Raw genomic sequence first — 18,992 nt, forward strand, 5'->3', positions numbered from 1 at the left:
GCGTTGAGGAAGGGGCCTTCCGGCGTTCTGCGCTGACTTCAGGGACTCAGTGCCCGGAACCGACCTCGGTGGTCGATTCCTCGGAGCCTTCGAGCTTCCCGTGCCCGGCCCCGTGGCCGTTGCCGCGAGCGCGCTCGAGCGCCTTCGTCTCGTCCGCCGGGTCCGGCGTCCAGAGCGAACCCGGGACGGCGCTGCCCGCGGTGCCGAGCTTGTTCATCTTCTTCGGCACGGCCGCGCCCTGGTACTCGAGCGGGATCGCGTGGCCGTGGCTGTCCGTGCCGCCCAGCGGCTGGTGGATCTCGATGAACTCGCCGTGCGGCAGCCGCTTGATGATGCCGGTCTCGACGCCGTGCTCCAGCACCTCCCGGTCGGACCGCTGCAGGCCCAGGCAGATCCGGTAGGTGAAGTAGTACGCCAGCGGCGGCACGATCAGCACGCCGATGCGCCCGGCCCACGTCGTCGCGTTCAGCGAGATGTCGAACTGGTCGGCGATGATGTCGTTGAAGCCGGACAGCTCGATCACCGCGAAGAACCCGAGCGCCATCATGCCCAGCGCGGTGCGGACCGGTGCGTCGCGCGGCCGCTGGAGCAGGTTGTGGTGCGCGGTGTCCTTGGACAGCTTGCGCTCCAGGAACGGGTAGGTCAGCAGCAGCGCGAACAGGATCGGCATGCCGATCGCGCCGGGGAAGAACACCGCCGGGATCGTGTAGTTCCCGAGGTAGACCTCCCAGGCCGGCCAGATCCGGAGCATGCCGTCGGCCCAGGCCATGTAGTAGTCCGGCTGGGATCCCGCGGACACCATCGACGGGTTGTACGGCCCGAAGTTCCACACCGGGTTGATCTGGAACAGGCCGGACATCAGCGCCAGCACGCCCACGACCAGGGTGAAGAACGCGCCGCCCTTGAGGGCGAAGTACGGCATGATCCGCACGCCGACGACGTTGGTCTCCTTGCGCCGCACGCCGGGGAACTGGGTGTGCTTCTGGTACCAGACCAGCGCGAGGTGCGCGCCGATCAGGGCCAGCATGATGCCCGGGACCAGCAGGATGTGCAGCGTGTAGAGCCGGGGGATGATCTGGTCGCCGGGGAACTCCCCGCCGAACAGCGCCCAGTGGATCCAGGTGCCGATCACCGGCACCGACAGCACGATGCCGGACAGGGTCGCGCGGATACCGGTGCCGGACAGCAGGTCGTCCGGGAGCGAGTAGCCGAAGAAGCCCTCGAACATGCCCAGGATCAGCAGCAGGCCGCCGATGACCCAGTTCGCTTCGCGCGGCTTGCGGAACGCGCCGGTGAAGAAGATCCGGAGCATGTGCACCATCATCGACGCGACGAAGATCAGCGCCGCCCAGTGGTGCAGCTGCCGCACGAACAGGCCGCCGCGCACGTCGAACGAGAGGTCCAGCGTGGTGCGGAACGCCTGGGACATTTGCATGCCCTGCATGTTCGTGAAGCTGCCGTGATACGTGACCTCCTGCATGGAGGGGTCGAAGAACAGCGTCAGGTACACCCCGGACAGCAGGATGACGATGAAGCTGTACAGGGCGATCTCGCCCAGCAGGAAGGACCAGTGGGTCGGGAACACCTTGTTCATCTGGTGCCGGAGGCCCTTGGCCAGCTTGTACCGCTGGTCCGCGTTGTCCGCGGCCTCGCCCAGGTGCTTCTGGAGTGCGCTCGTGCCCTTGGTCGGCGTGGTGAGTGAACTCATGACTTACGCTCCCAGAAGGCCGGTCCGATGGCCTCGTTGAAGTCGCCCTTCGCGATCAAGTATCCCTCTTCGTCAACCGTGATCGGAAGCTGAGCCAGCGGACGGGTCGCCGGGCCGAAGATCGGCTTCGCGTAGTGCAGGGCGTCGAACTGCGACTGGTGGCACGGGCAGAGGATGCGGTTCGTGCGCTGCTCGTACAGGGAGGTCGGGCAGCCGACGTGGCTGCAGATCTTCGTGTACGCGTAGTAGTCGCCGAAGTTGTAGTCCTCCTGGCCCTTGCGCTTGACCACGCGCGCGGCGTCGGTCGGGCGCAGCCGGATGAGCATGACCGGGTTGTCGACCCGCATCAGCGCCTCGGACAGGGCCTTCTCGTCGCCCTTCTCCGATTCGCGGTACGGGAAGACCGTCTCCATCGCGCCCGCGTCGAGGTCCTCGGCCTTGACCAGCGCGACGCCCTTCTTGACGTCCTCTTCGAGGTTGCCGGTGTTGCGCCGCAGGTAGACCTTCTCGCCCGGGAACTTCGGCTGCCATCCGGTGTGCCAGAGGCCGTTCTCGTTGTCGCTGTCCTTCCACGGGTCCTTGATGAAGGACGCGATCGGCAGCGCCGCCACCGCGAGGCCGAGCGCACCCGCGCTCGCGCCGGCGGTGCGCTTGATCAGCGACCGGCGGGCGATGCCGTTGCGGGTCCCGGCGTCGGCCAGGTGGGCCAGGATGGTGGCCCGGTCGACCTCGGCCGACGGGCCGTCGCTGCGCTGCTGCACCGCGACCTCGTGCGGGACGAACTTCTTGGTGTAGAGGATCACGCCGATGCCGAGCGACAGCACCGCGAGGCCGAGCGTGACGCCGAGCGCCGGGGTGTAGAGGCTGTAGGTCGCGTGCCCGCTCGGGTCGCTCGGGTCCTTGTACTCCCACCACTTCGGCCACGCCATGACGACCACGAACGCCAGGCCGGCGAGCGCGGACAGGGCGAACCAGAACGCGACGCGGCGCTGGGCGCGCCGTTCCGCGCGGGTGTCCTTGACCGGCCACGGCTCGGGGTACTCGACGATTTCGACGCCGTCCAGCTGACCGCCGAGCTTGAGCAGCTCGTCGCGGTCCATCTCAGCCAGCTCCGCCTCCGAGGGCGGCTTGGGCCCTTCGGCACTCATGCCTTCGATCCAATCCACAGCGTAATGCCGACGAGCGCGGCGATTCCGACGACGAAGGCGATGACGCCTTCGGAGGCGGGGCCGACCCCGCCGAGACCGTTGCCGCCCGGGTCGTTGTTGCCGTCGGACACCGACTTGACGTAGGCGATGATGTCCTTCTTCTCTTCCGCGCTGAGCTGGCGGTCGGAGAACTTCGGCATGTTCTGCGGCCCGGTGAGCATCGCGTCGTAGATCTGCTCCTCGGTGGCCGGGTCCAGCGGCGGCGCGTACTTGCCCGCCGACAGCGCGCCCCCGCGGCCGGTGAAGTTGTGGCACGACGCGCAGTTGAGGCGGAACAGCTCGCCGCCGCGCGCCGGGTCGTTGCCGCGCAGCGCCTCGCCGCGCTCCTGCGGACGCTGCGCGCCGCCGCCGTGCGCCTGCACGTAGGCGCCGACCGCGTCGATCTCGCTCGGCGTCAGCTTCGGCGGCTTGCGGGCGATCTGCGCCTCCTGGCGCGCCGCGGGCATCCGGCCGGAGGAAGTCTGGAAGTAGACGGCCGCGTCGCCGATGCCGATGAGGCTCGGACCGCGGTCCTTGACGCCCTCGAGGTTCGCGCCGTGGCATTCGATGCAGGTGTTGTTGTAGACCTGCTCGCCCTGGCGCAGCAGCGCCGGGTCGCCCTGTGCCTGCGCGGTCTGCGGTTCCGGGGCGAAGACGGCGTACAGGGCGCCGGCCCCCACCAGGGCGACGCCGAGTGCGAGCACGCCCGCGAGGCGCCTGCGCATCTTCGAGCGCGCGCGGAACCGGCGCTCCGAGGATTTGGTGCTGGTGGTCATCTTGCGGCAACCCTTGCTGTCAGTTCAGGCCGTTTTGTGGTGGGCGGTGCGGAGATCAGGGAAGGATGTAGATCACCGCGAAGAGGCCTACCCACACGATGTCGACGAAGTGCCAGTAGTACGACACGACGATCGCCGAGGTGGCCTGCGCCGGAGTGAACTTGCTGAGCTTCGTGCGGATCAGCAGGAACACGAAGGCGATGAGCCCGCCGATCACGTGCAGGCCGTGGAAACCGGTCGCGAGATAGAAAACCGTGCCGAACGGACCGGACGGGATCGTCAGGCCTTCCTCGACGAGGTTGTGGTACTCGTTCCCCTGTCCGGCCACGAAGATCGCGCCCATGATCAGCGTCACGATGTACCAGCGCCGCAGGCCGTAGACGTCGCCCCGCTCCGCGGCGAACACGCCGAACTGGCAGGTCAGCGACGACAGCACGAGGATCACCGTGAAGGGGATCGCGTAGCCGACGTTGAGGTGGAACTCCTCGCCGTGCAACGGCGGCGGCCAGGACGCCCCGGCCGGATTCTGCGCCTTCACGGTGAAGAACATGGCGAACAGTCCGGCGAAGAACATCAGTTCGCTGGACAGCCACACGACGGTGCCGACGCTGACCATGTTCGGCCGGTTCAGCGAGTGGACCCGCTGGCTGATGGTGGGAGCTGCCGTTGTCACGAATCGCATTATGTCCTCTCGCGACCGCACCCCGCCCGCCGGGTCTGCGGCGGGTCGTGGGAGCTTCGCGTCACACCCGCGCGCGAGACGCGGACCAGCGACGGAAGGAGCTACTCGTGAGTTGGCTGGAGAAGCTCCGTGACCTGGTGAGAAAGCCGGAGAAGGCGGTTCTCGACCCGGACTCGCCCGGTCTGCGGGTCGTCGTTTCGGCGTTCGATCCGGCCGTCGCGGACTCCGCGGTTCTCGGCGGTTCACCCGGCTGGGCAAGCGAAGCGCCCGCGGTGCTCGTCCATCACCTCGTCCTCCCGGCGGAGCGCGTCGAGGAGGCGGCGGCGATCCTCGCGCAGGACGGCTACGACCTGCGCGAACAAAGCCGCGACGGCGACCGGGTGCTGGCGCACGCCCGGCGGGTGCAGGTGCTGGACGCCCTGCACTGCGCCCAGGAACGGTCCCGGATGGCCGGGCTGGCACAGCGGCTCGGCGGCGACGCCCCGGGCTGGGAGGCGTGGCAACCGGGTGACTAGCCCACCGCGTCCGCGTGAGATGCGTCTCGGCGGATACGATCGCGGCTGTTCCACCCGTGACGAGACGGAGGCGTGCTCAATGAGCGAGCAGTCCCAGCGGATCCTGGTGTTCAGCCATAAGGCCGAGGTCCGCGAGGCGATCATGAACGCCGTCGGCAGGCGCCCGGCGGCCGACCTCGGCCGCGTCGAGTGGGTCGAGGCGGCCGGCATCGCCGACGTGCTCGCCGAAATGGACGCGGGCTCGGTCGACCTCGCGATCCTCGACGGCGAGGCGCAGCCGACCGGCGGCATCGGCCTGACCCGCCAGCTCAAGCACGAGATCGACGACTGCCCGCCGATCGTCGTCGCCGTCCGCCGCCGCGACGACCGATGGCTCGCCACCTGGGCGCTGGCCGACGCCGTGCTGGTGCACCCCCTCGACCCGCTGACCGCGGCGGAAACCGTCGCCGGCGTGCTGCGCGCCGGGCGGGTCCCCGCCGTCAACGGCGGCTGAGCCCGGTGGGCGCCACCCCGCACACCTGGCCCGCGCTGCTCACCCGGCTCATCGCGGGCGAGGACCTGTCCGCGGAGGACACGGCGTGGGCGATGGACCAGATCATGTCCGGCAGCGCCGGGCAGGCGCAGATCGGCGGCTTCGCGGTCGCGCTGCGCGCCAAGGGCGAAACGCCCGCGGAGATCTCCGGCATGGCCGACGCGATGCTGGCGCACGCCCGGCGGATCACGCTGAGCCGTCCCGCGGTGGACATCGTCGGCACCGGCGGCGACCGGTCGAACTCGGTGAACATCTCCACGATGGCGACGATCGTCACGGCGGCGGCGGGCGCGCCGGTGGCCAAGCACGGCAACCGGAGCGCGTCGTCGAAGTCCGGCGCGGCCGACGTGCTGGAAACCCTCGGCGTGAAGATCGACCTGCCCCCGGAGGCGGTGCTCGCGTCGCTCGAGGAGATCGGCATCGGGTTCTGCTTCGCGCCCGCGTTCCACCCGGCGTTCCGGCACACCGGCCCGCCGCGGCGCGAACTGGGCGTGCCGACCACGTTCAACCTGCTGGGCCCGCTCACCAACCCGGCGCAGCCGCGGAGCGCGCTGATCGGGTGCGCCTACGCCGACAAAACCCGTGCCCTGGCGGAGATTTTCGCCGACCGGGGCATGTCGGTGCTGGTGGCCCGCGGCGACGACGGGCTGGACGAGATCACCACCACGACGACGACGTCCGTCCTGGTGGTCTCCGAGGGCACGGTGACGGAACGCACCTTCGACCCGCAGGCGCTCGACATCCCGCGCGCCACCGCCGAGGACCTGCGCGGCGGGGATGCCGCGGCGAACGCGGAGGTCGTCCGGGAACTGGTCAACGGCAAAACCGGCCCGGTGCGCGACGCGGTGGTGCTCAACGCCGCCGCCGCGCTGGCCGCCTTCGCGGGCTTCTCGGATTCGCTCGAGGACGACTTGGCGGCCGGGCTGGACCGAGCACGCCAGGCCATCGACAGCGGCGCGGCAGCGGCGCTGCTGGACCGGTGGATCGCGTTCTCCTCGGCTGCTCGCTGAGCGTTCGCCCGCCCCACGAGGCATTCGGCGCGTCCGTGAAGGGCTCCTTGAGGGAATCTGATTCCCTCAAGGAGCCCTTCACGGACCTCTGCGGTCCGGTCAGGAGCGGAAGGCGGTCCGGTAAGCGCTGGGCGTAGTCGAGCGCAGCCGCGAGAACTGGTGCCGCAACGCGGCCGCGGACGCGTACCCGCACGCCACCGCGATGTCCTCTACCGACAGAGAACCTTCCTCCAGCAACGCCTGCGCCCGGTCGAGGCGGCGTTCGGTCAGCCAGCGGTGCGGAGTCGTCCCGGTCGCGGCGGAAAAGCGGCGCAGGAACGTCCGCTCCCCCAGTCCGCTGCGGCGAGCCAGTTCCGCGACCGTGAACGGCTGATCCAACCGCCGTTCCACCCATTCGAGCGCTTCGGCGACCACCGCGTCGTCCGGTGCGGCCGTCGCGGGCACCGGGGCTTGCACGAACTGGGCTTGCCCACCGGCACGGTGCGGCGCGGCCACCATCCGCCGGGCCAACGCCGTCGCCGCCGCGACTCCGCGCAACCGCCGCACCAGGTGCAGGCACAAATCCACCGCGGCGACTGTCCCGGCGCTGGTGAAGACGCCGTCGTCGTCCGCGTAGAGCGCTTGCGGGTCCACTTCCGCCGAAGGGAACAAGCGACGGAATTCCGGTTCGTAGATCCAATGCACCGTGCAGCGGCGGTCGTCCAGAAGTCCTGCGTAGCCAAGGGAAAACACACCCGCGCAGAACCCGGCCACCCATGCGCCGCGTTCCCGGGCGGCGCGCAACGCGTGCAGCAACGGCTCCGGCGGCGGCGCGGTCCGCGGCGCTTGGGTGGGCACAATCACCAAATCAGCGGTCTCCGCGAAGTCCAGATCGCGCAGTCCGGCAAGGCCGAATCCGGACCAGCTGGCGACTTCCGCCCCGCCCGGCGAGCACACGCCGAAGTCCCAGCCGGGCATGCCGTCCGCGCTGCGGTCGGTGCCGAAAACCTCGCACGCGACCCCCAGCTCGAACGGCGAAACCCGGTCCGCGAGCAGCACGGCCACCCGGTGCACGTCCATGCGAGCCAGCATGTCACAAGTTTTGCGGTCATTGTCATCTCTGACACTGGTTGAGCGTCGCCGCGAAGGCGAGTCTTGGTCGCATGACGAACCCCGAATCCCGCCCGGTCCTGCAGTGGTCCGCGGCGATGGCGTTGTCCGGCACGATCGGCGCGGTCGTGCTCGAAAGCGGCGCGGCCGCCCCGGCTGTCGCGTTCGCCCGCTGCCTGGTCGGCGGCGTCCTGCTGGTCGTGTGGTCGCTGGCCCGAGGCTGGTTCCGCGACTGGCGGCCGACCCGCCGCGACCTGCTGCTCGCCGTCGCGGGCGGTCTGCTGCTGGTCGGCAACTGGGTGCTGCTGTTCGCGTCCTACTCGCTGTCGTCCATCGGCGTCAGCACCGTCGTCTACCACACGCAACCACTGATCCTGGTCGGGATGGCCGCGATGTTCCTCGGCGAGAAAGTCGGCCGTTCGCACCTCGTGCGCGCGGGCGTGGCGTTCGCCGGAGTCGTCGTGATTTCCCTTTCCGCACAAGGAGATGACGGTCACCCAGTGCGGTTCGCGGGGATCGCGCTGGCGCTCGGCGCGGCCCTGCTCTACGCCGGTGCGTCCTTCATCGCGAAGCAGCTCAAGCACATCCGCCCGCATCTGCTCGCGGCGCTGCAGCTGACGGTCGGCGCGATCGTGCTCGCACCCGCGCTGATGTTCACGCCGCTGCCGAGTACGGCTCCGGGCCTGCTGTGGCTGCTGCTCCTGGGCACGGTGCACACCGCGGTGATGTACGTGCTGATGTACGCCAGCATCGGCAAGCTGCCGACCACGACGGTGGCGCTGCTGTCCTACCTGTACCCGGTGGTCGCGGTCGTGGTGGACATGGCGGCGTTCGGCCATCGCCTGACCTGGCCCGAAGGCCTGGGGATGCTGGCGGTCCTCGCCGCGGCGCTGGCGCCGCAGCGCACCAAGGCAGACATGCGAAACGCCCAGCCGGGAATTCCCAGCCGGGCGTCTCGGTGAAGCGGAAAAGCTCAGTCGTGCTCGGGACCGGTGTGGTACTCGAACACCAGGCCGCCCACGGCGATGAGCAGGGCCACGATCGCCATCACGAGCAGCCAGATGTGGAAGAACGCGAGGGCGAGGCCGGCCAGCCCGGCCGCCGCAGCCAGCGCGATCGGCCAGTAGCTGCCGGGGCTGAAGAAGCCCAGCTCGCCGGCGCCGTCGCTGATCTCGGCGTCCTCGCGGTCCTCCGGGCGCTCCTCGATCCGGCGGGACACGAACTGCATGTAGCTGCCGGCCAGGAACGCCAGGCCGCCGGTCAGGAACAGCGCGACGATGCCGACCGGCTCCGCCTTCTGGTTGGTGGTGAAGAGCGCGGTCATGACCCAGTAGACGGCGGTCATGAGGACGGCGAATCCCGCCACCATGTAGAAAATCCGGGCTTCGACCTTCATGGGATTGGTCCCCTACTCCTCTGGGTTCGCCGTCAGTTGGACGCGGTGCGCGCGGTGCGGTCGGTGTTGAACGGCTTCGTGGTCACCGCGTACGGGCTGCACAGCTCGCCGCAGTTCATCGCCGCCAGCGCCTCGGACGCGGTGTTCGGCTTGCCGGTCTTCGGGTTCGTTTCGGTGCGCAGCTTGAGGTACTGGTCGAACTTGTCCGGGGACAAGGCCCGCACCTCGAAGTTCATCACCGAATGGTACGTCCCGCACAGCTCGGCGCAGCGGCCGACGAACGAGCCCTCGCGGTCGATCGAGTTCTGGAACGAGCTGTCCTGGTTGTTCTTCTCCGGGTCCGGCATCACGTCGCGCTTGAAGTTGAACTCGGGGACCCAGAACGAGTGGATGACGTCCGTCGAACGGAGCCGGTACTCGATGGTCTTGTTCGTCGGCAGCACGAGCAGCGGGATCTCGCCGGAGGAGCCGACGGTGCTCACCTGGGTGCCGTCGGGGCGCTTCGCGGCGTCGCCCTCGTACTTGAACTCCCAGTTCCACTGGAACGCGACCACGTCGACGACGACGTCCGGGTTCGGCTTCTTGTCGAGGACCTTGCTCTCGGTCGTCGCGGTGAAGAAGAACAGCACGCAGACCATGATCGTCGGCAGGACGACCGTGAAGATCTCCAGCGGGATGTTGTACTGGAACTGCCGGGGCAGGTCCTCGGGGCCCTCGACGGCCGCGCCCTTCTTCTTGCGGTGGAAGATCGCGGTCCAGAAGATCAGGGCCCACACGATCGCGCCGACGACGAGCGCGGCGATGACCGTCCACGTCCAGAGAGTGCGCATCTGGTCGGCCTGCGGCGTGACGCCCTTGGGCCAGCCGAAGCGGAGGATCTCGTCTCCCGAGCAGCCCGTCGCGGTCAGCGCCACCAGCACGGCCAGCGCGGCGACACGCCCGACCCGCTTACCCACCGGGGTGCGCTCTGGTTTTCCCACTGCGCCCTGCCCTTTCACCCAACAGGCCCTCTCACACCGGGCCTTCTTCGACCGATCTTCGTGACAGGCGGAGCCTAGCCGAGTTGGCCGCTCCCGCTGACCAAGGGGTGACCAGTTGCGCCACGCGTCACCCGCTTTCCGCGCGACCGGCCCCGCCCCGGCATACTGGGCCCTTCCCCGGACCGGCCCGACCCTGAGGTGTGTGAGTACACGTGTGCGGCCTGCTTGGACTGATCTGCGCGACCGAAAACGACGCCGCGGACGCCCGCGGCAGCGTCGGCGCGGCGATGCGCTGCCAGCGCCACCGCGGCCCTGACGAGCAGGACACCTGGGCGGATGCCGAGGTCGTGTACGGCTTCAACCGGCTCGCCTTCATCGACGTGGACCACGCGCACCAGCCGCTGGTGTGGGGTCCGCCGGAGGCCCCGGGCCGGTACACGCTGAACTTCAACGGCGAGATCTACAACTACCGCGAGCTGCGCGACGAGCTGGCCGAAAAATTCGGTGCGAAATTCGCCACTGAGGGCGACGGCGAGGCGATCGTCGCGGCATATCACTACCTCGGGGACAAAGCGGTCGAAAAGCTGCGCGGCATGTTCGCCTTCCTGATCTGGGATTCGGCGGAAAAGGTCGTTTTCGGCGCGCGCGACCCGTTCGGCATCAAACCGCTCTACTACAGCTCCGGCCCGAAGGGCACCGCGTTCTCCAGCGAGAAGAAGAGCCTGCTGGAGCTGTCGGACACGCTCGGCGTCGCGCAGGAGCTGGACCGCACGGCCCTGCAGCACTACCTGGTCCTGCAGTACGTGCCGGAGCCGGAGTCGCTGCACACCGCGATCCGCCGCGTCGAGTCCGGCACCTCGTTCCGGCTCTCGCCGGGCGGGAAGCCGGAGTTCACCCGCTACTTCCACCCGAAGTTCGCCGCGAAGCCGGTGAACGGCCAGGCCGAGGCCGACGCCCTGTACGAGCGCATCGCCGATGTGATGCGCGACTCGGTCGGCAAGCACATGATCTCCGACCCGGACGTCACGGTCGGCGCGTTCCTCTCCGGCGGCATCGACTCCACCGCGACCGCGACGCTCGCCAAGGAGCACAACCCGAACCTCATCGCGTTCACCACCGGGTTCGAGCGCGAGGGCTACTCCGAGGTGGACGTGGCCGCCGAATCGGCCGCCGCGATCGGCGTGAAGCACGTGGTCCGCACGGTGTCGGCGGACGAGATGATGGAGGCGCTGCCGCTCATCGTCTGGTACCTGGACGACCCGGTCGCCGACCCGGCGCTGGTCCCGCTGTGGTTCATCGCGCGCGAGGCCCGCAAGCACGTGAAGGCGGTGCTGTCCGGCGAAGGCGCGGACGAGCTGTTCGGCGGCTACACGATCTACGGCGAGCCGATTTCGCTGGCCCCGTTCGAGAAGATCCCCGGCAGCGTGCGCAAGCTGCTGGGCAAGGTGTCCACGAAGATTCCGGAAGGCACCCGGGGCAAGGACCTGCTCCGCCGCGGCGCGCTCCCGCTGGAGGACCGCTACTACGGCAACGCCCGCAACTTCCGCGACGAGCAGCTGCGCGCCGTGCTGCGGACGTACCAGGAAGGCGTCGGCTTCAAGGACGTCACCGCCCCCTGGTACGACGTCTCCCGCGGCTGGGACCCGGTGGCCCGCATGCAGCACGTCGACCTGTACACCTGGCTCCGCGGCGACATCCTGGTCAAAGCGGACAAGGTGACCATGGCGAACTCGCTGGAGCTGCGGGTGCCGTTCCTGGACGCCGAGGTGTTCAAGGTCGCCGCGTCGATCCCGCTGGACCAGAAGCTCGCGCACGGCACCACGAAGTACGCGCTGCGCCAGGCGCTGGCGAAGATCATCCCCGGCCACGTGCTGAACCGGAAGAAGCTGGGCTTCCCGGTGCCGATCCGGCTGTGGCTGCGCAACGAGATGTACGACTGGGCGCGCGGCATCATCAACGACTCGAAGACCGACGAGCTGCTGGACAAGAACGCCGTGCTAGCCCTGCTGGAAGAGCACAAAGCGGGCCAGTTCGACCGCAGCCGCCAACTGTGGGCACTGCTGGTGTTCATGCTGTGGCACGGCATTTTCGTGGAACACCGCATCAAGCCGGAAATCCCGGAACCGGTCTACCCAGTCAAACTCTGACGACCAGCCCCCCGCACCGCCCAATGTGGCGTTGGGCGCACTAACTCACCCAACGCCACATTGGCGCGCCAACCCCGCACCAGCAAAACCACCGCCGACGCACCCAACCAGCGGTGCACCCACACCACCCCCGCACCCCGATACGAAGCCAAGCTGCGGACGGCGGGTGTTTGTCAAGGCATCTTTCCCGCCTTGACAAACACCCGCCGTCCGTCAGCACAATCAAGCTTCGGGGTGCCCCCACGCACCACCCGGGCGCACTGTCGCCGCCAGGCGACGAGCCACCCCTCAACCAGGCAAAACCGCCGAAATCTCCTCAGCCGCCTCCGGACCGAACGCCTCCCCCAACCGGCTCAGCGCCCCCGTCCGCTCCAGCCGCCACTCCTGCGTCCCCACCGTCTCCAGCACGAGCACCGCGATCAAACACCCCAGCTGCGCCGCCCGCTCCAAGCTCAGCCCGCCGTCGATCGCGGCGAGGAAGCCGGCCCGGAACCCGTCCCCGACCCCGGTCGGATCCGCCTTCCCGCGCTCCGGAACCGCCCCGATCTGCAGCGCGGTCCCGTCCCGACCGACGATCTCCACGCCCTTCTCGCCCAGCGTGGTGATCCGCAGCCCGACGCGCTCCAGCACGTCCGCCTCGGTCCAGCCGGTCTTCTGCAGCAGCAACTCCCACTCGTAATCGTTGCTGAACAGGTACTTCGCGCCCTCGACGAAGGAGCGCACCTGCGCCCCGTCCATGCGGGCGAGCTGTTGCGACGGGTCGACGGCGAACGTGTAGCCGCGCTGACGGCATTCCTGCGCGTGCCGGACCATGCCCTCGGGGTCGTCCGGGCTGATCAGCACCAGTCCGAGCCCGCCGACGCGGTCGGAGATGGGGCCCAGTTCGATGTTGCGGGACTCGGCCATCGCGCCGGCGTAGAACGTCGCGATCTGGCACATGTCCTCGTCGGTGGTGCACACGAAGCGCGCGGTGTGCGCGACCTCGGACACCAGCACGCCCGAGGTGTCGACGCCGTGCCGCTGCAGCCACGACTGGTAGTCGGCCCAGTCCTGGCCCACGGCTCCGACGAGCACCGGCTGCACGCCGAGCACGCCGAGGCCGAAGGCGATGTTCGCGCCGATGCCGCCGCGGCGCACGACGAGGTCGTCGGCGAGGAAGCTCAACGACACCCGGTGCAGCTGCTCGGCGACGAGCTGCTCGGCGAACCTCCCCGGGAAGTGCATCAGATGGTCCGTCGCGATGCTGCCCGACACGGCGATCCTGGGCTTGTCTGCCACCGGTTCTCCTCACGAGGTGGATGAGCTGTCGTTTTCGCGCCCTGACGCAAGTTACCCGCTGGTCATGACCCTTCCGGGTATTTTCCGCGCCACGTTCCGACACTACCGGCCGGTACTCGTTTCCCGTTCGCATCCGGCTCAATAGCGTGGCATCCGTGAACCTCGCGACCGAACCGGAAACCATCGGCGACCTGATCGCCGACTGCGCCCATCTTCCGTCCGCGCTGCGGCCCGAGCGCCCCGCCGACCAGGCCCGGCTGCCGCGCCCGCGGGCCGCACAGCCGTGGTCGGTCGACGACGCCTGCCACGCGCAGGTCGCCGACCTCGACGCTTACGTCTGAGCCGGCGCACCGCGGCAGCCGAACGTCCTGAGCCCGGAAACGAGAACGGGCCCCAGCGCAGACGCGCCGGGGCCCGTTGTCGGCTCTGGGCTCAGTGGAAGCTGTCGCCGCAGGCGCAGGAGCCCGTGGCGTTCGGGTTGTCGATCGTGAAGCCCTGCTTCTCGATGGTGTCGACGAAGTCGATCACGGCCTCGGACACGTACGGCGCGCTCATCCGGTCCACGGCGACCCGCAAGCCGTCGAAGTCGCGGAACAGGTCGCCGTCGAGCGTGCGCTCGTCGAAGAACAGCTGGTAGCGCAGGCCAGCGCAGCCGCCGGGCTGCACGGCGATGCGCAGGTGCATGTCGTCGCGGCCCTCCTGTTCGAGCAGCGCCTTCGCCTTGGCGGCCGCGGCGTCGGTCAACGTCACGCCGTGGGTCTCCTCGGCGGTCTCGGCCGCAGCCGCACCGGTCTGCTCAGCGGTCGTCATGGCACTCCCTCTTGGTCGAACTCGCTGCGGGTACATCTCGTGTCCTAGGCACAACACGGGACTCGCCCGATCTGTTCCCCTCCATCGTCGCATATGGAACGACCTGGTGAACAAAGCCGTGACGCCTGCAATACCCTGGTGAGGTGAGGTTCCTGCGCCGAAGCACCACTGACCCCGCCGCCGACGAGTCCGCGGCCGAGACCGCCGCCGACGATTCCGCGGTCACGAGCAAGTCGTACACGCCGGGCAAGGGCAAGGCGACGCCGAAGCGGCGCGAGGCCGAGGGGCGCAAGCGCGGACCGGTCGCGCCGCCGCCCACCTCGATGCGCGAGGCGATGAAGCGCAACAAGGAACTGCGCAAGGCCAATCCGGTCAGCAAGGAAGAGCGCAGGGAAGCCGCCCGGCAGCGCCGCGAGCGGATGATGTCGGGCGACGACAAGTACCTGCCGCCGCGCGACAAGGGCCCGGTCAAGGCGTATGTCCGCGACCTGGTCGACTCCCGGCGGAACATCCTCGGCCTGTTCATGCCGCTGGCGATCCTGGTGTTCCTCGCGCTGCTGGTGCCCGCGCCGGCGGTGCAGCAGTACATCACCCTGGTCTGCATGGCGATGCTGCTGGTCATGGCCATCGAGGGCTTCGTGAACGGCCGCAAGATCTCGAAGCTGGTCCGCGAGCGCTTCCCGAAGGAGCCGCCGGCGGCCACGCGGGGCGTCGGCTGGTACGCGTTCGTCCGGGCGAGCCAGATCCGGAAGCTGCGGGTCCCGAAGCCGCGGCTGAAGGCCGGGGACCCGATCCCGAACTGAGCCGTGCGGCACACGGGTCGTTAGCCTCGCGAACGAAACGTTTACGCTGTCGGCATGGAGTTTCGACGTCTCGGCCGCAGCGGCCTCAACATCAGTGAGATCTCCTACGGCAACTGGCTGACCCACGGGTCCCAGGTCGAGGAGGACCAGGCGCAGGCCTGCATCAAGGCGGCGCTCGACGCGGGCATCACGACCTTCGACACGGCTGACGTCTACGCCAACACCGCCGCGGAGTCGGTGCTCGGGCGCGGGCTCAAGGGCCAGCGCCGGGAGAGCCTGGAGATCTTCACCAAGGTCTTCTGGCCGACCGGCCCGAAGGGCCCGAACGACAAGGGCCTCTCGCGCAAGCACATCCTCGAGTCGGCGAACGCGTCGCTGAAGCGGCTCGGCACCGACTACGTCGACCTCTACCAAGCGCACCGTTTCGACCGCACGGTGCCGCTGGAAGAGACGATGCAGGCGTTCGCCGACCTGGTCCGCCAGGGCAAGGCGCTCTACATCGGCGTCTCGGAGTGGAACGCCGAGCAGATCGCCCGCGGCGCGGCGCTCGCCCGCGAGCTGAAGATCCCGTTCGTGTCGAACCAGCCGCAGTACTCGATGCTGTGGCGGGTCATCGAGGCGCAGGTCGTGCCCGCTTCCGAGCGCGAGGGGCTGAGCCAGATCGTCTGGTCGCCGGTGGCGCAGGGCGTGCTGACCGGCAAGTACAAGGTGGGCCAGCCGCTGCCCGCCGGTTCGCGCGCGACCGACGAGAACGGCGGCGCGAACATGGTGAAGCGCTTCCTCGACGAGAAGACCCTCACCGCGGTCGCGAAGCTGGAGCCGCTGGCCGCCGACGCCGGTCTGTCGATGGCGCAGCTGGCTGTCGCGTGGGTGCTGCAGAACCCGAACGTCGCGTCGGCGATCATCGGGGCCTCGCGTCCGGAGCAGGTCTACGACAACGTCAAGGCCTCCGGCGTGAAGCTCGAGCCGGAGCTGCTCACGGCGATCGACGAGGCGCTGGGCGACGTCGTGGTCACCGACCCGGCGCTCACCGTCTCCCCCTGATCAGCGCAGCAGAAACCGTTCCGCCACCGCGAGGTCGTGCGGATAGGTGATCTTCACGTTCTCCGCGCTGCCGGGCACCCACCGCACCGGCAGCGCGGAGAACCGCTCCATGCACGAAGCCGTGTCGGTGCCGAGAAACCCTTCCGCGGCAGCCTGTTCGTACGCCGCGAGCAGCGGTCGCGCCCGGAAGCCCTGCGGGGTCTGGACCCGGATCGCGCCCGGCAGCGGGCCCGCGACCGTGTCCGGTCCGGCCATCGAGACGACGTCGTCCGCGGCCAGGCCCGGCACCGCTCCCCCGTCTTCGCGGGTCCGCTCCAGCACCGCGGAGATCAGTTCCGGCTTCACCAGCGGACGGGCCCCGTCGTGCAGCAGCACCGAATCCACTGTCCCGTCGGCGATCCGCGGCGCGAGATGGCGCAGCGCGTTCAGCTCGGAAGCCTGCCGCGTCGGGCCGCCGGTCACGATCTCCACCGGAACGGGCAGTTCGGCCACCACTTCCTCGGCCAGCGGCGCGTCCTCGGGCCGGATCACCAGCACCAGGACGCCGATCCCGGGCGCGGCGGCGAACGCGTCCAGCGACCACGCCACCACGCGCCGGCCCGCGACCGGCAGGTAGACCTTGTTCAGCGCGGCCCCGACCCGGGTCCCCGCACCACTGGCCAGCACGACCCCGGCCGCCGTCGATTCCCGCACGCCGACCGACCCTAAGGGCCCGGTCCGGCCGACGGTAGGTTGGGCGCCGGGACTCCCCGCGGCGAAAGGAAACCTGGCTGTGGACACCGGCGAAACGGGCATCGAGTTCGGCGAGATCGAACCGCCGAGCGAGCAGGCCCGGTCGGGCGCGATCGCGCTGCACGACAAGCTCGTCAAACCGGCCGGCTCGCTCGGGCGGCTCGAGGAGCTGGGCGTGTGGATCGCCTCGTGCCAGGGCCAGGCGCCGCCGCGGCCGTTCACCCGGCCGCGCGTCGTCGTGTTCGCCGGCGATCACGGCATCGCGAAGAAGGGCGTCTCGGCGTATCCGCAGGAGGTCACGTCGCAGCTCGTCGGGACCATGCTGACCGGCGGCGCGGCGATCAACGTCCTCGCCGCGGCGGCGGGCGCGGGCGTGCGCGTGGTCGACATGGCCGTGGACACCGAGGAATCCGCGATGCGGTCGATCGGCGAGTTCAAGGTGCGCCGTGGTTCCGGCTCGATCGACGTCGAGGACGCGCTCACCGACGCCGAGGTACGAGCCGCGGTCAACGCCGGCCGGACGATCGCCGACGCCGAAGTCGACGGCGGCGCGGACCTGCTGATCGCGGGCGACCTCGGGATCGGCAACAGCACCCCGGCGTCGGTGCTGGTCGCGGCGCTGACCGGCAGCGAGCCGGTCGCCGTGGTGGGCCGGGGTTCGGGCATCGACGACAACACCTGGATGCGCAAAGCCGCCGCGGTCCGCGACGCACTGCGCCGGGCCCGCGCGGTACTGGCCGACCCCCTCGCGCTGCTGCGGACGTCCTCGGGCGCGGACATCGCCGCGATGACGGGCTTTCTCGCGCAGGCAGCGGTCCGCCGCACCCCGGTCGTGCTCGACGGACTCGTGGTCTGCTCGGCCGCGCTCGTCGCCGAAGAACTCGCCCCCGGCGCCCGCCGCTGGTGGATGTCCGGGCAGCTCACCGGCGAACCCGCGCACGCCCTCGCGCTGGAACACCTCGACCTCGGGGCGCTGCTCGACCTCGACGTCCGCCTTGGCGAAGGCACCGGTGCCGTCACCGCACTCCCGCTGCTGATGATGGCCAGCCGCGTGCTCGCGGAAATGACCACCCACGAGCAGTCCGGCGTATCCGGCCCGCTCACGTCCTGATAGCCGTGAAGGGCTCCTTGCGGGAATCAGATTCCCGCAAGGAGCCCTTCACGGACAGCTAGAGCGTCAGGTGAGCGGGACCATCCAGCCCTCGGGGGCCGGGCGGGTGCCTTCCTGGATGCCGACGAGCTGCTCGCGCAGGGCCATCGTGACCGGGCCCGGCTGCCCGCCGGAGATCGAGAACTCGCCGCCGCCGTGCTTCACGTGGCCGACCGGCGTGATGACCGCCGCCGTGCCGCACGCGAACACCTCGGTCAGCTCGCCCGAGGCGGCCGCCTTCTCCCATTCGTCGGTGGAGATCCGGCGCTCCTCGACCTTGTGCCCGGCGTCCTTCGCCAGCTGCAGCAACGACTTCCGGGTGACGCCCGGGAGCAGCGAACCGGTGAGTTCCGGCGTGACCACGCGGACGTCGTCGCCCGAGCCGAAGACGAAGAACAGGTTCATCCCGCCCATCTCCTCGACCCAGCGACGCTCGACCGCGTCCAGCCACACCACCTGGTCGCAGCCCTTCTCCACGGCCTGCGCCTGCGCCACGAAGGACGCCGCGTAGTTGCCCGCGCACTTCGCCGCGCCGGTGCCGCCGGGGGCCGCGCGCACGTATTCGGTGGACAGCCACACGCTGACCGGCTTCACGCCGCCGGTGAAGTACGAGCCGGCCGGCGAAGCGATGACCGCGAAGACGTACTCGTCAGCCGGGCTGTTCACGCCGAGACCGGCCGAGGTGGAGATCATGAACGGGCGCAGGTACAGCGAATCGCCCTGCCGGGTGGGCACCCAGCGCTCGTCCACGGCGATCAGCTCGCGCAGGGAGTCGATGAAGGTCTCCACCGGCAGCTGCGGCATCGCCAGCCGCTCGGCGGAGTCCCGGAACCGGCGCGCGTTGGCGTCCGGCCGGAACGCGGCGATCGAGCCGTCCGGCTGACGGTAGGCTTTGAGGCCCTCGAAGATCGCCTGTCCGTAGTGCAGCACGGACGTGGCCGGGTCGAGGGTGAACGGTTCGTACGGCCCGACCTTGGCGTCGTGCCAGCCCTTCTCGGTGCTGTACTTGACCGTGACCATGTGGTCGGTGAAGTGCGTGCCGAACCCCGGCTTGGCAAGTACCTCGGCGACGCGTTCAGGACTCGCGGGGCTCGGGTTCGGAACGTGGGTGAACTGCGTCGCTGTCGTCATGCATAAACGATAGCGCTTGGTC

General features: G+C 69.6%; 20 protein-coding genes. 9 read left to right on the forward strand and 11 right to left on the reverse strand.

The annotated features are described in order from the left end of the window. Positions 1-46: 46 nt before the first annotated feature. The 4 genes from qcrB to ctaE are packed head-to-tail and all read right to left on the reverse strand — an operon-like array spanning position 47 to position 4,353. On the reverse strand, positions 47-1,708 hold the full coding sequence (gene qcrB, locus H5411_RS31115; RefSeq protein WP_101434993.1) for a cytochrome bc1 complex cytochrome b subunit: 1,662 nt from the start codon (positions 1,706-1,708) through the stop codon (positions 47-49). Next, positions 1,705-2,856 (reverse strand): cytochrome bc1 complex Rieske iron-sulfur subunit, encoded by a 1,152-nt coding sequence (gene qcrA / locus H5411_RS31120; protein WP_101434994.1) that lies wholly within the window; start codon positions 2,854-2,856, stop codon positions 1,705-1,707. The genes qcrB and qcrA overlap by 4 nt, the downstream gene beginning before the upstream one ends. After that, the gene (gene qcrC / locus H5411_RS31125) at positions 2,853-3,671 is read right to left on the reverse strand and encodes a cytochrome bc1 complex diheme cytochrome c subunit (RefSeq protein WP_101434995.1); all 819 of its coding nucleotides are present in this window, start codon (positions 3,669-3,671) and stop codon (positions 2,853-2,855) included. Before qcrC ends, qcrA begins: the two co-directional genes overlap by 4 nt. A 55-nt stretch (positions 3,672-3,726) precedes the next feature. Continuing rightward, positions 3,727-4,353, reverse strand: coding sequence for an aa3-type cytochrome oxidase subunit III (gene ctaE, locus H5411_RS31130; RefSeq protein WP_167441854.1), 627 nt, complete (start codon positions 4,351-4,353; stop codon positions 3,727-3,729). A gap of 107 nt (positions 4,354-4,460) precedes the next feature. Here ctaE and H5411_RS31135 point away from each other — a divergent pair, with 107 nt between their 5' ends. From H5411_RS31135 to trpD, 3 genes are all read left to right on the forward strand, one after another. Beyond that, positions 4,461-4,868 (forward strand): ribonuclease E inhibitor RraB, encoded by a 408-nt coding sequence (locus tag H5411_RS31135; RefSeq protein WP_183125889.1) that lies wholly within the window; start codon positions 4,461-4,463, stop codon positions 4,866-4,868. A gap of 79 nt (positions 4,869-4,947) precedes the next feature. Beyond that, positions 4,948-5,361 carry a hypothetical protein gene (locus tag H5411_RS31140; RefSeq protein WP_009074814.1) on the forward strand — a complete coding sequence of 138 codons (414 nt, stop codon included), beginning with the start codon at positions 4,948-4,950 and terminating at the stop codon, positions 5,359-5,361. 5 nt (positions 5,362-5,366) lie between these two features. Next, positions 5,367-6,410 carry an anthranilate phosphoribosyltransferase gene (gene trpD / locus H5411_RS31145; RefSeq protein ID WP_183125890.1) on the forward strand — a complete coding sequence of 348 codons (1,044 nt, stop codon included), beginning with the start codon at positions 5,367-5,369 and terminating at the stop codon, positions 6,408-6,410. 99 nt (positions 6,411-6,509) lie between these two features. On the opposite strand, the gene H5411_RS31150 is transcribed toward trpD, so the two are convergent. After that, positions 6,510-7,469 carry a GlxA family transcriptional regulator gene (locus tag H5411_RS31150; protein WP_183125896.1) on the reverse strand — a complete coding sequence of 320 codons (960 nt, stop codon included), beginning with the start codon at positions 7,467-7,469 and terminating at the stop codon, positions 6,510-6,512. Positions 7,470-7,552: 83 nt separating this feature from the next. Between H5411_RS31150 and H5411_RS31155 the strand changes: the two genes are divergently transcribed. Beyond that, the gene (locus H5411_RS31155) at positions 7,553-8,461 is read left to right on the forward strand and encodes a DMT family transporter (protein WP_101434998.1); all 909 of its coding nucleotides are present in this window, start codon (positions 7,553-7,555) and stop codon (positions 8,459-8,461) included. A gap of 11 nt (positions 8,462-8,472) precedes the next feature. Here the strand turns inward: H5411_RS31155 and H5411_RS31160 are convergent, their stop codons facing one another. Together H5411_RS31160 and ctaC are read right to left on the reverse strand one after the other, a co-directional pair. Beyond that, complete coding sequence (locus tag H5411_RS31160) at positions 8,473-8,895, reverse strand: cytochrome c oxidase subunit 4 (RefSeq protein WP_101434999.1); 423 nt, start codon at positions 8,893-8,895, stop codon at positions 8,473-8,475. Between the two features lie 32 nt (positions 8,896-8,927). Next, positions 8,928-9,875, reverse strand: a complete 948-nt coding sequence (ctaC, locus tag H5411_RS31165) for an aa3-type cytochrome oxidase subunit II (protein ID WP_183125891.1) — start codon at positions 9,873-9,875, stop codon at positions 8,928-8,930. 212 nt (positions 9,876-10,087) lie between these two features. Between ctaC and asnB the strand changes: the two genes are divergently transcribed. Then, the gene (gene asnB / locus H5411_RS31170) at positions 10,088-12,022 is read left to right on the forward strand and encodes an asparagine synthase (glutamine-hydrolyzing) (RefSeq protein ID WP_101435001.1); all 1,935 of its coding nucleotides are present in this window, start codon (positions 10,088-10,090) and stop codon (positions 12,020-12,022) included. 288 nt (positions 12,023-12,310) lie between these two features. On the opposite strand, the gene H5411_RS31175 is transcribed toward asnB, so the two are convergent. Next, positions 12,311-13,300, reverse strand: coding sequence for a carbohydrate kinase family protein (locus H5411_RS31175; RefSeq protein ID WP_183125892.1), 990 nt, complete (start codon positions 13,298-13,300; stop codon positions 12,311-12,313). Positions 13,301-13,455: 155 nt separating this feature from the next. On the opposite strand from H5411_RS31175, the gene H5411_RS31180 reads away from it, so the two are divergent. After that, a complete protein-coding gene (locus tag H5411_RS31180; RefSeq protein ID WP_101440692.1) occupies positions 13,456-13,641 on the forward strand; it encodes a hypothetical protein in 186 nt (61 codons plus the stop codon). Positions 13,642-13,732: 91 nt separating this feature from the next. Here H5411_RS31180 and H5411_RS31185 read toward each other — a convergent pair whose 3' ends face one another. Next, positions 13,733-14,110 carry a HesB/IscA family protein gene (locus tag H5411_RS31185; RefSeq protein ID WP_009074796.1) on the reverse strand — a complete coding sequence of 126 codons (378 nt, stop codon included), beginning with the start codon at positions 14,108-14,110 and terminating at the stop codon, positions 13,733-13,735. 143 nt (positions 14,111-14,253) lie between these two features. On the opposite strand from H5411_RS31185, the gene H5411_RS31190 reads away from it, so the two are divergent. Both H5411_RS31190 and H5411_RS31195 read left to right on the forward strand, forming a co-directional pair. After that, complete coding sequence (locus H5411_RS31190) at positions 14,254-14,913, forward strand: DUF3043 domain-containing protein (RefSeq protein ID WP_101435003.1); 660 nt, start codon at positions 14,254-14,256, stop codon at positions 14,911-14,913. 54 nt (positions 14,914-14,967) lie between these two features. After that, a complete protein-coding gene (locus H5411_RS31195; RefSeq protein ID WP_183125893.1) occupies positions 14,968-15,957 on the forward strand; it encodes an aldo/keto reductase family protein in 990 nt (329 codons plus the stop codon). Here the strand turns inward: H5411_RS31195 and H5411_RS31200 are convergent, their stop codons facing one another. Next, the gene (locus tag H5411_RS31200; RefSeq protein ID WP_183125894.1) at positions 15,958-16,650 is read right to left on the reverse strand and encodes an IspD/TarI family cytidylyltransferase; all 693 of its coding nucleotides are present in this window, start codon (positions 16,648-16,650) and stop codon (positions 15,958-15,960) included. 79 nt (positions 16,651-16,729) lie between these two features. Here H5411_RS31200 and cobT point away from each other — a divergent pair, with 79 nt between their 5' ends. Continuing rightward, positions 16,730-17,800: a nicotinate-nucleotide--dimethylbenzimidazole phosphoribosyltransferase gene (gene cobT, locus H5411_RS31205; protein ID WP_101435006.1), complete on the forward strand. Its 1,071-nt coding sequence runs from the start codon at positions 16,730-16,732 to the stop codon at positions 17,798-17,800. A 66-nt stretch (positions 17,801-17,866) separates the two neighbouring features. On the opposite strand, the gene H5411_RS31210 is transcribed toward cobT, so the two are convergent. Beyond that, positions 17,867-18,970: a branched-chain amino acid aminotransferase gene (locus H5411_RS31210; RefSeq protein ID WP_101435007.1), complete on the reverse strand. Its 1,104-nt coding sequence runs from the start codon at positions 18,968-18,970 to the stop codon at positions 17,867-17,869. Between the last annotated feature and the right edge of the window lie 22 nt (positions 18,971-18,992).

This window comes from Amycolatopsis echigonensis (assembly GCF_014174495.1).
Classification (GTDB): Bacteria; Actinomycetota; Actinomycetes; order Mycobacteriales; family Pseudonocardiaceae; genus Amycolatopsis; species Amycolatopsis echigonensis.

Excerpts from the sequence above, each read along its gene's own strand:
- qcrA (WP_101434994.1), bottom strand. The coding sequence starts at position 2,856 with ATGAGTGCCGAAGGGCCCAAGCCGCCCTCGGAGGCGGAGCTGGCTGAG.
- H5411_RS31140 (WP_009074814.1), top strand. The coding sequence starts at position 4,948 with ATGAGCGAGCAGTCCCAGCGGATCCTGGTGTTCAGCCATAAGGCCGAG.
- H5411_RS31195 (WP_183125893.1), top strand. The coding sequence starts at position 14,968 with ATGGAGTTTCGACGTCTCGGCCGCAGCGGCCTCAACATCAGTGAGATC.
- ctaE (WP_167441854.1), bottom strand. The coding sequence starts at position 4,353 with ATGCGATTCGTGACAACGGCAGCTCCCACCATCAGCCAGCGGGTCCAC.
- H5411_RS31150 (WP_183125896.1), bottom strand. The coding sequence starts at position 7,469 with ATGGACGTGCACCGGGTGGCCGTGCTGCTCGCGGACCGGGTTTCGCCG.
- H5411_RS31210 (WP_101435007.1), bottom strand. The coding sequence starts at position 18,970 with ATGACGACAGCGACGCAGTTCACCCACGTTCCGAACCCGAGCCCCGCG.
- qcrB (WP_101434993.1), bottom strand. The coding sequence starts at position 1,708 with ATGAGTTCACTCACCACGCCGACCAAGGGCACGAGCGCACTCCAGAAG.
- H5411_RS31185 (WP_009074796.1), bottom strand. The coding sequence starts at position 14,110 with ATGACGACCGCTGAGCAGACCGGTGCGGCTGCGGCCGAGACCGCCGAG.
- H5411_RS31160 (WP_101434999.1), bottom strand. The coding sequence starts at position 8,895 with ATGAAGGTCGAAGCCCGGATTTTCTACATGGTGGCGGGATTCGCCGTC.
- H5411_RS31155 (WP_101434998.1), top strand. The coding sequence starts at position 7,553 with ATGACGAACCCCGAATCCCGCCCGGTCCTGCAGTGGTCCGCGGCGATG.
- qcrC (WP_101434995.1), bottom strand. The coding sequence starts at position 3,671 with ATGACCACCAGCACCAAATCCTCGGAGCGCCGGTTCCGCGCGCGCTCG.